17 protein-coding genes and 1 tRNA gene are annotated in these 14,726 nt (G+C 37.0%); 14 read left to right on the top strand and 4 right to left on the bottom strand.

Annotated features, from left to right (window positions below; all coding sequences use genetic code 11):
* The first annotated feature begins 18 nt into the window (after positions 1-18).
* From hisIE to ACIQX2_RS14495, 8 genes are all read left to right on the top strand, one after another.
* Positions 19-645, top strand: a complete 627-nt coding sequence (gene hisIE / locus ACIQX2_RS14530; protein WP_402851826.1) for a bifunctional phosphoribosyl-AMP cyclohydrolase/phosphoribosyl-ATP diphosphatase HisIE — start codon at positions 19-21, stop codon at positions 643-645.
* A gap of 78 nt (positions 646-723) precedes the next feature.
* Positions 724-2,250, top strand: a complete 1,527-nt coding sequence (locus ACIQX2_RS14525) for a tetratricopeptide repeat protein (protein WP_402851823.1) — start codon at positions 724-726, stop codon at positions 2,248-2,250.
* 69 nt (positions 2,251-2,319) lie between these two features.
* Positions 2,320-3,270, top strand: a complete 951-nt coding sequence (trxB, locus tag ACIQX2_RS14520) for a thioredoxin-disulfide reductase (RefSeq protein ID WP_402851820.1) — start codon at positions 2,320-2,322, stop codon at positions 3,268-3,270.
* A gap of 198 nt (positions 3,271-3,468) precedes the next feature.
* Positions 3,469-3,939 (top strand): NUDIX hydrolase, encoded by a 471-nt coding sequence (locus ACIQX2_RS14515; protein ID WP_402851818.1) that lies wholly within the window; start codon positions 3,469-3,471, stop codon positions 3,937-3,939.
* Positions 3,940-3,942: 3 nt separating this feature from the next.
* Positions 3,943-4,827 (top strand): RNase adapter RapZ, encoded by an 885-nt coding sequence (gene rapZ / locus ACIQX2_RS14510; RefSeq protein WP_402851815.1) that lies wholly within the window; start codon positions 3,943-3,945, stop codon positions 4,825-4,827.
* Positions 4,828-4,831: 4 nt separating this feature from the next.
* Entirely contained in the window at positions 4,832-5,803 is a 972-nt protein-coding gene (locus ACIQX2_RS14505) for a gluconeogenesis factor YvcK family protein (RefSeq protein WP_402851811.1), read from the top strand.
* Between the two features lie 28 nt (positions 5,804-5,831).
* Positions 5,832-6,773, top strand: a complete 942-nt coding sequence (gene whiA / locus ACIQX2_RS14500; RefSeq protein WP_402851808.1) for a DNA-binding protein WhiA — start codon at positions 5,832-5,834, stop codon at positions 6,771-6,773.
* Between the two features lie 18 nt (positions 6,774-6,791).
* Positions 6,792-7,049 (top strand): HPr family phosphocarrier protein, encoded by a 258-nt coding sequence (locus ACIQX2_RS14495; RefSeq protein WP_402851805.1) that lies wholly within the window; start codon positions 6,792-6,794, stop codon positions 7,047-7,049.
* A 513-nt stretch (positions 7,050-7,562) separates the two neighbouring features.
* Here the strand turns inward: ACIQX2_RS14495 and clpP are convergent.
* Positions 7,563-8,159 (bottom strand): ATP-dependent Clp endopeptidase proteolytic subunit ClpP, encoded by a 597-nt coding sequence (gene clpP / locus ACIQX2_RS14490; RefSeq protein ID WP_402851803.1) that lies wholly within the window; start codon positions 8,157-8,159, stop codon positions 7,563-7,565.
* Between the two features lie 165 nt (positions 8,160-8,324).
* Between clpP and ACIQX2_RS14485 the strand changes: the two genes are divergently transcribed.
* Both ACIQX2_RS14485 and ACIQX2_RS14480 read left to right on the top strand, forming a co-directional pair.
* A tRNA-Arg gene (locus ACIQX2_RS14485) sits at positions 8,325-8,396 on the top strand.
* Between the two features lie 202 nt (positions 8,397-8,598).
* Complete coding sequence (locus ACIQX2_RS14480) at positions 8,599-8,829, top strand: hypothetical protein (RefSeq protein WP_402851801.1); 231 nt, start codon at positions 8,599-8,601, stop codon at positions 8,827-8,829.
* A 178-nt stretch (positions 8,830-9,007) separates the two neighbouring features.
* Here the strand turns inward: ACIQX2_RS14480 and ACIQX2_RS14475 are convergent, their stop codons facing one another.
* Entirely contained in the window at positions 9,008-9,946 is a 939-nt protein-coding gene (locus ACIQX2_RS14475; RefSeq protein WP_402851799.1) for a catalase family peroxidase, read from the bottom strand.
* Positions 9,947-10,281: 335 nt separating this feature from the next.
* Between ACIQX2_RS14475 and ACIQX2_RS14470 the strand changes: the two genes are divergently transcribed.
* The 3 genes from ACIQX2_RS14470 (at position 10,282) to ACIQX2_RS14460 (ending at position 12,223) form a co-directional block, all read left to right on the top strand.
* Positions 10,282-10,860 (top strand): LemA family protein, encoded by a 579-nt coding sequence (locus tag ACIQX2_RS14470; RefSeq protein WP_402851796.1) that lies wholly within the window; start codon positions 10,282-10,284, stop codon positions 10,858-10,860.
* On the top strand, positions 10,860-11,669 hold the full coding sequence (locus ACIQX2_RS14465) for a TPM domain-containing protein (RefSeq protein WP_402851793.1): 810 nt from the start codon (positions 10,860-10,862) through the stop codon (positions 11,667-11,669). The genes ACIQX2_RS14470 and ACIQX2_RS14465 overlap by 1 nt, the downstream gene beginning before the upstream one ends.
* Before the next feature lie 107 nt (positions 11,670-11,776).
* Entirely contained in the window at positions 11,777-12,223 is a 447-nt protein-coding gene (locus tag ACIQX2_RS14460; protein WP_402851790.1) for a GNAT family N-acetyltransferase, read from the top strand.
* A gap of 250 nt (positions 12,224-12,473) precedes the next feature.
* Here the strand turns inward: ACIQX2_RS14460 and ACIQX2_RS14455 are convergent, their stop codons facing one another.
* Together ACIQX2_RS14455 and ACIQX2_RS14450 are read right to left on the bottom strand one after the other, a co-directional pair.
* Positions 12,474-13,622: a hypothetical protein gene (locus ACIQX2_RS14455; RefSeq protein ID WP_402851787.1), complete on the bottom strand. Its 1,149-nt coding sequence runs from the start codon at positions 13,620-13,622 to the stop codon at positions 12,474-12,476.
* A complete protein-coding gene (locus ACIQX2_RS14450) occupies positions 13,597-14,121 on the bottom strand; it encodes an RNA polymerase sigma factor (RefSeq protein WP_402851784.1) in 525 nt (174 codons plus the stop codon). Before ACIQX2_RS14450 ends, ACIQX2_RS14455 begins: the two co-directional genes overlap by 26 nt.
* A gap of 165 nt (positions 14,122-14,286) precedes the next feature.
* Between ACIQX2_RS14450 and ACIQX2_RS14445 the strand changes: the two genes are divergently transcribed.
* Positions 14,287-14,517, top strand: coding sequence for a glutaredoxin family protein (locus tag ACIQX2_RS14445; RefSeq protein ID WP_402851781.1), 231 nt, complete (start codon positions 14,287-14,289; stop codon positions 14,515-14,517).
* Positions 14,518-14,726: the final 209 nt, after the last annotated feature.

The following is a 14,726-nucleotide window of genomic DNA, read 5'->3' as shown; positions in this document are numbered from 1 at the left end:
AAAAAGGAGCGAACGATCATGGCTAATTTAAAATATGATGAAAAAGGCTTAATACCGGTAATCGTCCAGCATGTGATTACTAGAGAAGTTTTAACACTTGCTTATATGAACGAAGAAGCGTATACCAAAACAGTAGAAACGCAGGAAACCTGGTTTTTCAGCCGTAGTAGACAGGAACTTTGGCATAAAGGAGAAACTTCAGGTAATACGCAAAAAGTAGTTTCTATTAAGGCGGATTGCGATTCAGATGCATTAGTAGTTGAAGTACTACCAGCTGGTCCAGCATGCCATACGGGAGAAAACACATGCTTCCATAACACATTAGAAAAAATGGATAATACGGTGGGCTACAATACGATTACAGCTCTTATTAATGTTATTGAGGAAAGACAGAGAACCATGCCTGAAGGTGCATATACGACGTATCTTTTTGAAAAAGGTGTAGATAAAATTTGTAAAAAGGTTGGAGAAGAAGCTGCCGAGGTTATTATCGCTTCCAAAAATAATGATGGAGAAGAATTGAAATGGGAAGCAGCGGATCTGCTATATCATCTGTTAGTTCTTTTACAAAACCAACAAGTTAGCTTCTACGACTTACTCCAAGTATTACAGAAAAGACATGAAGCTAAAGCAGATAAAAATTAAATATATGTGATATACTGAAGGATATACTAATTAGGGACGTTTACTTAAACGTTCCTTATTATTTTTCGGAGGATTATGTTGAATAAAAAAAGTAAAAAAGTTCTTAAAGAAAATATAATTTCATTTTTACCCACGGGTGAATACTATTATAAAAAGGCTTTAGACGAACTACAAAAAGAACAATATGAAAAAGCACATAAATATTTAAAAAGAGCAGCTGAACTAAGTCCTAATGATCCCATGATCTTATTACAATATGCGATATTACAAATGGAAATAGATAACTTTGAACTAGCTCATGAGCTATTGAGAAGTGCTTATGCTATGGACCAAAATGAATCTGAAATTATTTTCTTTTTGGCAGAAGTAAACGCACATCTTGGTAACTTTGTCGAGGCCAATAAATTCGCCAGCATGTACTTAGAGATGGATATTCAAGGCGAATATACAGAAGAGGCAATGGAGATTGTGGATTTCACGGAACAAGAGGATGTTGTGTCACTACAAGCAGATACACCCTCTAGTGAAGCGTTATTTTTACAGGAAAAATCAAGACGTTTGATGGAACAAGGAAAGTTTGCGGAAGCAGTAGAGCTACTAGAATCAATCGTAGTAGACCATCCAGATTTTTGGGCAGCATTTAATAATTTAGCGCTAGCTTACTTTTATATTGGCGAAGAGGAGCAAGCAAAGGCATTATTACATGATGTACTCAATGAAAATAGAGGAAATATCCATGCATTATGTAATTTAGCTGTCATTCATTATTATGAAAAAAACGAAGATGAGCTACAACAAATCGTAGAAATATTAACTAAGATAAACCCTTACTTTGTGGAGCATCGCTACAAGTTAGGCGCAACATTTGCGTTAATAGGAAAATATGAACAGGCATTTAAGTGGCTAAGAAGTTTACAGAGAAAAGGCTTTGAAGGAGATCCAGGATTTTATTTTTGGCTGTCTCATTCAGCTTATTTTTCAGGACATGAAGAGGTTGCCAAAAATGCTTGGAAGGCACTATTGAAACTAGATCCAGAAAAAGCTGGTTTTGAACCTTGGCTACCAATAAAAAGTGAATCCGATGATGCTGCTTCTAAAATTCAGAAGGAATATATTTTAGAAAAGATAGAGCATAAGCACGTGAGCGAACGTATTTATGGGTTTTATTTGTTAGGAAAATCTAAGCATCGTCAAGAAATAATCTCACATCCAAAATGGATTGTTGTAGATGATTTAACAACGATGGAAAAACTATTCCTTGCTAATTCTTTAGGGCATGATTTTGATGAAAAGTCTCCCGCAGAGAAAGCTTTCTTAAAAGCAATTGCAGCGACAGACCTATTGTACGATAAATATAAGCCTTTAGAGCATGAAGATACGTTTCTATTTCAAATGTGGTTTGTATTAGTAGAACGTGCACTAGAAAAAGGCTATGATTTCAAAAATCCACGTGCGTTAGCAGCAGCAACCGAGTATATGTTTGAATCGTCACGTTCTAAAAATGTAACGAAAAAATATTATGCTGAGCAATATGGTATTACTACTAATACATTAACTAAGTATGTTAACGAGTTAATGCAATTTTTACCTCTTTTCGATGCATAAGCAAAATAGTTGAAGCATACGAAAAAATCCTATAGATTGAGGATAAGAGCAACGTAGGAGGAATTTAAAATGACTGTAGATAAAATTTATGATGTAATTATAATTGGTGCTGGACCTGCTGGTATGACAGCGGCAGTTTATACTTCTCGTGCAAACCTATCCACTTTAATGATTGAACGTGGTATTCCAGGTGGACAAATGGCGAACACGGAGGAAGTGGAAAACTACCCTGGATTTGAAATGATTTTAGGACCAGAGCTTTCGACTAAAATGTTTGACCATGCTAAGAAATTCGGTGCTGAATACGCATACGGCGATGTTTCAGAAATTATTGACGGTGAAGCATACAAAACAGTGAAAGTAAGTGGGAAAGAATATAAAGCATTAGCAGTCATTATTTCTTCTGGTGCAGAGTATAAAAAAATGGGTATTCCTGGTGAAACTGAGCTAGGTGGACGCGGAGTTAGTTACTGCGCAGTTTGTGATGGAGCATTCTTTAAACAGAAAAACCTAGTAGTTGTAGGTGGAGGAGACTCTGCAGTTGAAGAAGGTGCGTTCCTAACTAAATTCGCGAACAAAGTAACGATTGTCCACCGTCGTGATGAGCTACGTGCACAGAAAATTCTACAAGATCGTGCATTTGCCAACGAGAAAATTGAATTTATTTGGAATACAACTTTAAAAGAAATTCATGGCAAAGATGGAAAAGTAGCAAGTGTTACTTTAGTATCTACCGTGGACGGTACGGAAAGAGAATTTGAAACAGACGGTGTATTCGTATATGTAGGGATGCTTCCATTAACAAAACCTTTTGCGAATTTAGATATTCTAAATGACAATGGTTATATTGTGACAAATGAGAAAATGGAAACAGCTGTACCTGGGATATTCGGCGCAGGAGATGTTCGTGAGAAAATGCTTCGTCAAATTGTTACTGCTACAGGAGACGGAAGTATTGCTGCACAAGCTGCGCAACACTATATCGAAAATTTGAAAGACAAAATAACTACAAACGCTTAACTTAATTTTTTCTTAATCGGATTGTAATAGTCTTGAAATAAATAAAGTGTATAGTAAAGAATATAAATTGACCCCCTTTTTATATATGAAACATTTGGACAGGCTGTTTCGCGATTTTAATCGTGGAGCAGCCTCTTTTTATGAAAAATAATGTATAATATATTTTATGAACACATGATAGATGTGGAGTGACGATTTGTGCAAAGAATAGCCAACCTACTCGTATGTAAAGATGACAAAGTACTACTATTGAAAAAACCAAGAAGAAATTGGTATGTGGCACCAGGCGGTAAAATGGAAATGGGTGAATCTATTTTAATTGCTGCTGTACGAGAATTTACAGAAGAAACGAATGCAGTTCCCTTACAGCCCCATTTAAAAGGAATTTATACAATGATAATTGAGGAAAATGGAAAGCATTTGGATGAATGGATGTTATTTACGTTTGTTGCTAATGATATTGAAGGAATACCTTATGAGGAGACAACGGAAGGAATATTAGAGTGGCATTCCGTCAAGGATCTACATCACCTTCCAATGGCTGAAGGCGACCGGACAAATCTATTATTTGCAGTTCAAGGAAAAGGGATGCAATATGGAACATTTGTCTATACACCTGAATTTTCTCTTATATCGGAAACAATTCAGCAATCAACGGAGGGAGAATGAACAATGGAGAGTCTTCAAAAGCACGAAACGGAAGTTGTAATTATTACAGGAATGTCAGGTGCTGGAAAGACTGTGGCTATCCAAAGTTTCGAAGACCTTGGGTATTACTGCATTGATAATTTACCACCAGAGTTGTTGAGTACGTTCATCAAACTAATGATAGATTCGAATAAACAGCCTCGAAATATAGCAGTTGTGATGGATTTGCGCGGAGGGGAAATGTTCAACTCCTTAGCAGATTCAGTAAATCAATTAGAAGAGGCAACAACAGTAACACCTAAATTATTATTTTTAGATGCGGGGGATGAAGTATTAGTAAGACGCTACAAGGAAACGCGTCGTTCTCATCCGCTCGCAAACTCTGGTTTACCTTTGGAAGGTATTAAAAAAGAAAGGCAAATGCTTTCTGATTTAAAGGGGAGAGCTCAATACATTTACAACACTTCTAAGATGAAGCCTCGTGAACTTAGAGAGAAAATTCAAGAAGAGTTCTCTTCCAAAAGCAGTCAAGTGTTTACTATTAACGTAATGTCCTTTGGATTTAAACATGGGATTCCTATTGATGCTGATTTAGTATTTGATGTACGTTTTCTGCCAAATCCGTATTATATAGAAGAGCTACGCTTGAAATCTGGACTAAACGAAGAAGTATCCAGCTACGTATTAAAATGGGTAGACACAAAGACATTAATCGAAAAGCTAACCGATTTGTTCCTATTCATGATTCCTCAATATAAAAGAGAAGGTAAAACCCAGTTAGTTATTGCATTTGGGTGCACCGGAGGACAGCATCGCTCTGTTACATTAGCAGAATACTTTGGGAAATTATTGAAAGAGGACGACAAAACGATTATTACTCACCGGGATGTAGTTATTAGAAAGGAATGAAGGAATGGAACCTACAAAACACCGTAAAAAAATAGTTATACTCGGTGGAGGTACGGGTCTCTCTACGTTACTTCGTGGATTAAAGAATTTTCCACTGGATATTACAGCAATTGTGACGGTCGCAGATGACGGGGGGAGCTCGGGTAGACTCCGTGATGAATATGACATTCCACCACCAGGAGATGTACGAAATGTACTAGCCGCTCTTTCGGAAGTAGAGCCGTTAGTGGAGGAAATGTTTCAATATAGATTTTCTCAATCGAAAGAATTGGAAGGGCATTCATTAGGTAATCTTATGTTAGCTGCCCTTACATCGATAACAGGTGATTTTGCACATGCCATAACAGAAATGAGTCGAGTACTTAATATACGCGGGAAAGTACTACCAGCCGCGAACCAAGTAGTAACTTTACATGCTCTTTTTGAAGATCAAACAACCATTAAGGGAGAATCTAAAATCCCCAAATATGGCAAAAAGATTGAAAAAGTATTTATAACTCCTGCAGACGTAAAACCGTTGCCAGAAACGATTAATGTTATTCGTCAAGCGGATGTGATCGTTATTGGACCAGGAAGTTTATATACGAGTATTTTGCCGAATCTATTAGTGCAAGATATACAAAAAGCTATTAGACAATCTAAAGCGAAGAAAGTATATATTTGTAATTTAATGACACAGGCTGGAGAGACAGGTAATTACTCTGCATATGATCATGTAAATGCACTGATCGAACATGTAGGGGATAACTTTTTAGATGCAGTGTTAATAAGTAAGGAAGAAATTCCTGAAAATGTTAGATATTTATACAAACAAGAGCAGGCATCTCCTGTTAAAATAGATATTGATGAATTAGAAAAATTAAATATAGACATTGTTAAAAAAGACATTTCAGTCGTTAATGACGGTGCAGTTCGTCATGATGCAACGGAAGTTGCGAAATGGCTTGTAGAATACGCAGACGGTTTAAAAATGTAACTGTCCAGGAGAAAGGGGGAAACGGAATATGTCGTTTGCTTCTGAAACTAAAAAAGAGATGACCCAGGAAGAAAATGAGCCTTGCTGTGCACGTTCAGAGCTTTCTGCGCTTATACGCATGAACGGATCACTCTCTTTTAGCAACAAAATGTTAAGCTTAGACGTTCAAACAGAAAATGCAGCTATTGCGAGAAGACTATATACATTGATAAAATCGTTATATCCATATCAAGTAGAATTACTTGTTCGAAAGAAAATGAGATTGAAAAAGAACAACATTTATATTTGTCGTATTCGGGACGGTGCAAAAAACCTGTTAGAAGATCTTCAAATATTAAAGGATGGCTTTCAATTTGAATACTCCATTTCCAAAGAGCTTGTTCAAAAAAGTTGCTGTAAAAGAGCTTATTTAAGAGGAGCCTTTTTAGCAGGAGGATCGGTTAATAATCCGGAAACCTCATCTTATCACTTAGAAATTTATTCTTCTTATAAAACACATAGTGATGCATTGGTAGATTTAATGAATGAATATGAATTGAATGCAAAAACAATTGAACGAAAAAAAGGGTTTGTTGCATATTTAAAGGAAGCAGAAAAGATTTCCGATTTTTTAAGTATTGCGGGAGCCCATAGAGCATTACTGAAATTTGAAGATGTTCGAATCATACGAGATATGCGAAATAGCGTAAACCGCCTTGTCAATTGCGAAACGGCCAATCTGAACAAAACAATCAGTGCAGCTATTCGCCAAGTGGACAATATTCGTTTTATTGAGAATTCCATCGGTTTAGATCAGCTACCAGAAAAACTTCGTGAAATAGCTAGGTTACGTGTAGAGTACCAAGATGTTACACTGAAAGAACTAGGTGAGATGGTTTCTACTGGAAATGTGAGTAAATCAGGTGTAAATCACCGATTGCGAAAGATTGATGAAATAGCAGATATGCTGCGCAATGGAGAGACAATTTAGAGAAATGGGGAGTAGACAATGGCAGAACAGCAGGTGGAAGTAAAATTAGCGTCAGGACTTCAAGCAAGACAGGCTGCACTTTTTGTACAGGAAGCAAATCGTTATATTGCGGACGTTTTTTTAGAAAAAGATACTAAAAAAGTTAATGCGAAGAGCATTATGGGAATTATGAGCTTGGCGATCAGTAAAGGAACAGCGGTGGTTTTAAGTGCTGATGGTTCTGATGCGGAGGAAGCAGTAGAAGCTTTAGGGAAGTTTATCTCAAGTGAATCATAAAAATGAACGGCCTCATTAGTCACTTAAGACGAAAGGGCTTTTTTTTATCTTGAATATTCAATTTAAGTGTAGCAGTAAGAAAAAAACGGACAATAAATAGTAAAGAAATGAAACCTGACAATGTGATTCCGCTCCGGGCGGTCGCTTTCGGTGGGCACGGCTCGAGCCTGTAGTCTCTCCCACGTACTGTCCCACTGGAGTCATTGCCCTGCGCTACACTCAACAAAATCCACTTTAAATATAAAGATAGTTGAATGCAGTATCAAATATTATTCGTGTATTAGGTGGCGACCTCGGCGGGATGAGTAGACAGATGAGATGTCAAAGCGACGCATGTGCTGCGGTAATAGCTCACTACTCACACCGCGAAACGCGTCCACCTGTAATGGAAATCAGAAGTGGTATCCATGATTAATCCTCATAATGTATTGTTAATGGTTAAATTTTAATATACTTGATTAATATTAAAAAAGTCCCAAAGGATTAATCCTTTGGGATTTTTACATCGACTTCTTATGCTTTTTTCATTTCGCTACGATCGATAATATGATCAATTAAGCCATATTCTTTTGCACGTTCAGCGGTCATGAAGTTATCACGATCTGTGTCTCTTGCAATTACTTCGATTGGTTGACCAGTACGTTCAGAAATAATGTGGTTTAACTTATCGCGTAAATGTAAAATACGTTTTGCAGCAATTTCGATTTCCGTTGCTTGCCCTTGTGCTCCACCAAGTGGTTGGTGAATCATTACTTCTGCGTTAGGAAGTGCATAACGTTTACCTTTTGTTCCAGCAGTAAGCAGGAATGCTCCCATAGAAGCTGCCATACCGATACAAATTGTTTGTACATCAGGTTTGATGAACTGCATTGTATCGTAGATTGCCATACCAGCTGTTATACTTCCGCCTGGGCTGTTAATGTAAATAGAGATGTCTTTTTCTGGATCTTCTGCTTCTAGGAATAGTAATTGGGCAACGATTGAGTTTGAAACGTTGTCATCAATACCACTTCCAAGCATAATAATACGGTCTTTTAATAATCGAGAGTAAATGTCATATGCACGTTCTCCACGATTAGTTTGTTCAATAACTGTAGGAATTAAATTCATCCTGATTGCCTCCTTCAAAGGTGGGTTAAATTAGTTAGTTACTGAGAAAAGTTCCCTCAGTTGTAACTTTATCATACACATAATGGTCAAGGAAGGTCAAATATTAAGCTTCAAAAAGTTAGCTTGAATTATGTTCCTTCTATTTGTATAATAGATAAGTCGCTAGCCCTTGTAGTGTAATGGATAACACACAAGCCTCCGAAGCTTGTAATGTGAGTTCGATCCTCGCCGAGGGCATACCGTTCCAACGTTTTTACTAAGAATTTATGTGTTATTATAATGATACAAAATAGCACGTAGCCCTCTGTTTATTTTGCGATAAAGCAAACGGAGGTTTTTTTTATGGAAAAAAAATTATGGACCCAAATTTAACCCAAACGCTCTTCACAAAGATGCATACTCTAAAAAGAGTGTATATTAGAATGAGGAGTGAAGTTGATTGGTTTTACCATATGGAAATGAATGGCGAGAAGAAAGTCCGAATCATCATCAAGGCTATCCTAGGTATCCACATTATCCGCAGCATACACATTATCCATATTACCCGTATTACCCATATTACCCGTATTACCCACATTACCAACCGTACCCATATTATCCAATGAATCCGGGATATGGCTACCCATGGTCTCATGGGAATTATGGTAGTCATGGACACGGTCACTCATAACATTAATCACGTAATTAGTTCATTCTATCGAATAAAAAACTAGAAAAGCCATCACTCATGTTTCAAGTTGGTTGCGTTTTGATATTGGATAACACAAAGGCCTCAGAAGCTTGTAATGTGAGTTCGATCTTCATCGAGGGAATATAAAAAGCTGAGAAACACTCTTAACATAATATGTTTAGGGTGTTTTTTTGTTTTCTTTATTTCTTCTATTGTAGGATACTGCATAGGCTTCATGTCTAAAATGTAAAATTGGATCGTCGGGTAACTCTATTCCTTTTCCAACGATAGTAGGGTCGAACAAAAGACTTTCTGTTGGAAATATTTTTTTATTAATAGCCAATTGACCTACTAGAATTTTTTGTCTGTCATCTGGCCAAACATTGGTAGGATCATCAGTAGAGTCTGTGTTCTCCGCTAATCGAATGTAAAGCTCGAATGTTACAGTTCCTTTATCGAGTCGTCTCTCCAAATCCTCGCTCAAATAATCGGTAGATAAGTTAAGTCTATTAAGGATAGAAGGTGATTTTTCCTGCTTCACTGGATGCCACTCGTATTTTATAGCCTGCCGCTTGCCTTCAGCATTAACAAAATAGAAGGCGTGTATTGGGAAATAATTTAGAGTTGCATAACTTATTGGTGGCTGCTTTAGCTGTTCCTTTAGCGCCAGTAATGTATTTTTATGCTCTGGGAAGGTAGTGAGAAGTTGTGTTATACCTAGACCTAAATCAATTGAATGAATGCCAGTTTTGTGAGAGGTTAATATTTTTAGCATGTCCGTAAAAGTTTTGGGATCTTTCGTGACGAACATGGGAACGGTTGCACAAACTTGGTGACTAATAGAACCATCGGGTTGATGAAAATGGATAGCCATTCCTTTTGCTGGAGATAGGAAATCTGCCGCAGTAGGATTTGGGGGACTATTAGAAAAACGAACTGTAGCGGGCACTGGTGTTTGCTGCAAGTGGGGTGCAAAGGTATAGGCTGTCGCATTGCCATTCGGGGTAAAAATAGCTTCATAAAAATCTCCTTTAGCATGAGCACGACGATAGCCTGGAAATTTCCCCTGAATTTGTTCAAGCGTATCAACAGCTTCTTTTGGCAAAATATCGCTCATCAAAATCACCTCGTTTTTTAGAATGAAAAGAAAGATTTTATTTAATAATCATTACCACTGAATGCAATAACTAAACTACATAAGAAAGATTCATCATTTAATCCATCCTCGTTTGTGTTACTCTCGGTACATAATTGTTTACTTTCTCTTAAGATAGATTTACTAGTGCTCTAATTACAGATAGTCGTGTTCAATCATGGATTACTCGCTTAATGGAATATTATTTCAGTTAAAGAATTATGAAACTTAGTTTACTTCATTCCGTAAATAGAATAGGTTTTGTATTTTAAATATAAAGGTACAATAAGACTATAATTATTAAAGAGGTGAGCCAAATGAAGAAATTATTAATACCAATAATCATTGTAGTTGTAATTATTGCTGTTATTGCAGGGATATTCATGACAAGCTATAACGGTTTTGTAGACAAAGAAGAAAACGTAAACAACGCATATGCGCAAGTTGAAAACCAGCTGCAACGAAGAATGGATTTAATACCAAACTTAGTTAATACAGTTAAAGGCTTTGCAGCGCATGAACAAGAAGTGCTTGGGAATATTGCGGATGCAAGATCTAAATTGGCAGGAGCGAGGACACCAGAAGAACAAGCTACGGCGAATGATGAATTATCTGGAGCTCTGAGCCGATTATTAGTAGTGGTAGAAAATTATCCAGATCTAAAAGCAGATGCAAACTTTAGACAGTTGATGGATGAGCTTGCTGGTACGGAAAATAGACTTTCTGTAGCAAGACAGGATTATAATACAGTAGTTTCGGATTACAATAAAAAAGTAAAACGGATGCCTGGAAGTATAGTAGCTTCGATGTTTGGCTTTGATAAAAAAGAATACTTCCAATCAACCGAGGGGGCAGAAGAAGCACCAGTAGTTGATTTTGAAGGAGCTGGAGACTGATGAAGAAAAGTGCACGTGCGATTTCACTTGCGCTTCTCCTTACAGTGTTGTTCCCTTTGCTAACGTTTGCCAAATCGGACTATCCAGCTGCTATTCCTGGAGAACTATATGTACAGGATTTCTATGACGTGCTATCAGAGGAGCAGGAGCAGGAAATAGAAACACTTGGACAAAATTTAGAAAATGCAACTGGTGCGCAAATTGTCGTGATGACAGTGGAGTCTTTAAAAGGTCAAGACGTTTCGACATATACGGTTGATGTGATGCGTGGATATGGTATTGGGGATGAAGAGAAGGATAACGGCGTCCTTTTATTACTAGAGATGGACCCTAACAAAGTAGGTGATCGGGAGGTTTATATAAACGTCGGTTACGGTTTAGAGGGCGCTTTACCTGATGGAAAAGTGGGGAGAATCATAGAAGAGTACACACTTCCCTTTTTAGAGCAGGGGGATGTCCCAGGAGCTATACTTTCTACTTATCAGCTCTTATATAATCAGGTTGCTACCGAATATGGTTGGGATACCGAGTTGGCAAGTCCACAAGAGCCTTCTCCACTCGCAGGCTCTACAGGCGGTGGAATCTCACTTCCAACCATTATCATTGGAATTGTGGTAATTTATTTAATTATGACTATGATGTCTGGCGGCGGTGGAGGCGGTCCAGGTAGAAGACGTAATAGCACTAGAATGTTTGGTCCAGGAGGCTTCGGTGGTGGATTCGGCGGAGGCGGACGAAGTTCTGGTGGTGGCTTTGGAGGATTTGGCGGCGGTAGCTCCGGTGGTGGTGGAGCAGGTCGTAAATGGTAAATATTTAATTAGAAAAAACCCGGGACAGGGCTTTTTCTCGTTTTACCCCAATTATTTATACATTAAATTTAACTATTTTGATAAAGTAATGATAGGGGGGATGTAGTATGAAGCTAGTAGAAATCAACAAAGATAATTGGTTACATACCGTTCTTTTGACTACGAATTTGGATGGAAAGGCGACTGTTGTAGAAAAATTTGTAGCTTCGAATGCGCTATCTATTGTTCAATCGATTTACGAAACTGGATGGATTGTTAGAGGCATCGAGGTAGATGGCAAAATTATTGGCTTCACGATGTATGGATTAGACGAAGATACGAAAAATTATTGGATATGTCGTTTAATGATTGACTACACCCGTCAGGGGAAAGGTTATGGCAAAAAGGCTGTTCAGTTGGTATTAGACGAAATGAAACAGGTAGATAATTGTGAAATGGTTTATTTGTCAACCGAGCCAGACAATGAAGTAGCTATTAAACTCTACGAAAGCTTCGGATTCCAAAAAACAGGTAAGATCAATGATGGAGAAGTAGAGTTTGTTTTGACAATATAAGGAAGGATGGTCTTTCTTCAAAAGTAATAACCCCGAAAATTTTATGATTAGTAAAGTTTTCAAGGTTTTCTATTAGATATGTCCTCCAATTGTTTGTCATTTCGGCGGACGCTTTCCGGGGGCACGGCTCGAGCCAGTAGTCTCTCTCGTGCTGTTCCCCCAGGAGACGTCGCCCTCACTTCAAACAGTCAGAATGAAAAGTTCTATAACTAAGGTCTGAACTATATATATCCAAAATAAAATCGTTTTATCATTTTTCAGCAAATTCGTCTAGCGTCAACCTTAATTTTTCATATAACACATTATGAGGTTCTATAGAGAGATCTCCAGAAAATCCTAAATTTTGACCAGGAGCGAACATAAGAAATCCATCCTCGTATAAAGTAATCGTATACAATGTAGTTCCTTTATCTATTGCATTTGTTAAATAAATTTGATAACTGTCGATTAAAGGAAGAGCTTCGGCCCTTTCTCTGCTTTCTAGCTCTGTAGCCTCTTTTACGGGAAGATGGTCAAAGTTTTTTAGAATAGTATTTATTTTGTTATTGTTAGATGTACATCCCGATATAAAATTTACTTTCTCATTTTGATCTATCAACCTGCCATTGAAGCAAAGTGTATCGAAGGAAACATCAATAGATGGTGTATTTACATCTCCAACATACGCATCAAAATTCTCTATTTTATCCTGAAGTTCTAAGCCTCCGCCATCTTTCACTCCATTATAGCTCCCTATTTTTCCAGGCTCTGATTTTGAAAAAATAAATTCTTCTCTCACTGTGTGAATAATTTGCTGTCCCTGACTATTGGTTAAGGAAACTTCAATGGTTGGGCGATAGATATTGGGATGATCCTTCTCCTGATTAATTTGGACACTTTCAAGATTCATTTTTATGTCATGGTCTATTAAATAATGATTGTATTTAAACACCAGATTTGAACTAATTGCATTTGATAACATATTCTCCGTGAAATATTCTCCAAAAGTCGTTTGATAATAATTCATAAAATCATTATTCTCCTTTGATTGGAGAAGTTGATCGTACTCTTCTTGCGTTTCTGTTTTAGTGGAGCTTTGGAGGTCCCACCAATTATTTAGTAATCGCGAAATTTCCATATCTGGTCCATTGTATTCTCTTTCTAATACTGCTTTTATAACCTGTTCATTTGAAAGAGATTGTGCAGATTGTTCCGTCTCGGAAGGATTAATGTAAGTAAAAACTAAAAAGGAAGCGATCGCTATTATTGCTAATGAAATAAATGCAGGAAATAAATTGTTCTTTCTTTTTGTTTCTAGTCTATCTTTTAAGGCTAGCCACGTATTTTGCTTCGCTTCACCTGAACGATCCACTGCTTTCATTTCCTCAAAAAGCTCATCGAATTTTTCTGATGGTTCCATTTGCATAATCTCCTTCCCGATGAAACTCCTTTTTTAGTGCCTCAAGTGCTCGTGTCATTTTCATCTTCACTTTTGCCTCAGTCCAGCCAAGTATATAGGCAGTTTCTTGAATCGAACATTCTTGTATTTTGCGCAAAAGCAAGACCTCTTGATAATCTTTTTTTAGCTTAAATAAGGAGTCATACATTCTAGCAAGCTGTTCCTTTTGTTCGTATCGACTTTCTGGTGATAATAACTTTGTTTCTATATCATGATCTTTCTCGAAGGTGAAAAATTGTATGACCCTTTTCCTTCGAAAATAGTCGTAGGTCAAATTCCGAGCTATTTTTAATAGCCAAGTGGTAGGTGAGGCTTGTTGGTTAAAGGAATTTAGACCTTTATATGCTTTATAAAACGTTTCTTGTGTAAGATCCTCCGCACATTCTCTTTGACGCACAAGAAAAAATATATAGCTGTAAATTCTATCACTGTGCTCTTTGTATAGCTGTTCTATTTCCATTCTCCGACCTCCCTTATTGCTATAGACGAATAGGTAAATAAAAAGTATCGCTTTTATTATCTTTATAAAAAAATGTAGGAATTCTTTATATCCACAATAGCATACGAATTGACTAAAAAAGGCTATAATAAACGTGTATCAAATGTTTGATGGGAGGACTACTAAATGATTATCAATTTCTACACAAGACCAGGCTGCCATTTATGTGATGATGCAAGGCTTATGTTAAAGCTAGTAAGAGAAGATGTTGAATTTGAAATAAATGAAATAAATATTGAAGAAGACGATGCATTTCATGAAAAATATATGCTGATGATCCCAGTCATCGAATTAGAAGATAAAATTATTCAATATGGGCAAGTAGATTATGCAACAATCTTGGAAGCATTACTCTAATCGCAAGTTAATGCGACTGAATCGCAATACCAAGTGTCAAATCGCAATATACGCGGATTGCAATCGCCACAAGACGCTTATTTGAAGGATTTTTTCCTTAAATTTGTTCACAAAATGTTTCAAATTCTTGCTATCGGGAATAGATTATTGTAAGCTTATTTTAGAAATTAAATTTTTTTAAGTATATGGGACAAAAAGTTAAGTGGTGG

The sequence above is a fragment of the Psychrobacillus sp. NPDC096623 genome, assembly GCF_044762655.1.
In the GTDB taxonomy this organism is placed as follows: Bacteria; Bacillota; Bacilli; order Bacillales_A; family Planococcaceae; genus Psychrobacillus.
Note: the sequence above shows the minus strand (reverse complement) of the source record. Positions and strands in the feature narration are given on the sequence as shown.

Bases quoted from the DNA above. Each gene is read 5' to 3' on its own strand.
- hisIE (WP_402851826.1), top strand. From the start codon at position 19: ATGGCTAATTTAAAATATGATGAAAAAGGCTTAATACCGGTAATCGTC.
- trxB (WP_402851820.1), top strand. From the start codon at position 2,320: ATGACTGTAGATAAAATTTATGATGTAATTATAATTGGTGCTGGACCT.
- rapZ (WP_402851815.1), top strand. From the start codon at position 3,943: ATGGAGAGTCTTCAAAAGCACGAAACGGAAGTTGTAATTATTACAGGA.
- ACIQX2_RS14505 (WP_402851811.1), top strand. From the start codon at position 4,832: ATGGAACCTACAAAACACCGTAAAAAAATAGTTATACTCGGTGGAGGT.
- whiA (WP_402851808.1), top strand. From the start codon at position 5,832: ATGTCGTTTGCTTCTGAAACTAAAAAAGAGATGACCCAGGAAGAAAAT.
- ACIQX2_RS14495 (WP_402851805.1), top strand. From the start codon at position 6,792: ATGGCAGAACAGCAGGTGGAAGTAAAATTAGCGTCAGGACTTCAAGCA.
- clpP (WP_402851803.1), bottom strand. From the start codon at position 8,159: ATGAATTTAATTCCTACAGTTATTGAACAAACTAATCGTGGAGAACGT.
- ACIQX2_RS14475 (WP_402851799.1), bottom strand. From the start codon at position 9,946: ATGAGCGATATTTTGCCAAAAGAAGCTGTTGATACGCTTGAACAAATT.
- ACIQX2_RS14470 (WP_402851796.1), top strand. From the start codon at position 10,282: ATGAAGAAATTATTAATACCAATAATCATTGTAGTTGTAATTATTGCT.
- ACIQX2_RS14465 (WP_402851793.1), top strand. From the start codon at position 10,860: ATGAAGAAAAGTGCACGTGCGATTTCACTTGCGCTTCTCCTTACAGTG.
- ACIQX2_RS14460 (WP_402851790.1), top strand. From the start codon at position 11,777: ATGAAGCTAGTAGAAATCAACAAAGATAATTGGTTACATACCGTTCTT.
- ACIQX2_RS14455 (WP_402851787.1), bottom strand. From the start codon at position 13,622: ATGGAACCATCAGAAAAATTCGATGAGCTTTTTGAGGAAATGAAAGCA.
- ACIQX2_RS14450 (WP_402851784.1), bottom strand. From the start codon at position 14,121: ATGGAAATAGAACAGCTATACAAAGAGCACAGTGATAGAATTTACAGC.
- ACIQX2_RS14445 (WP_402851781.1), top strand. From the start codon at position 14,287: ATGATTATCAATTTCTACACAAGACCAGGCTGCCATTTATGTGATGAT.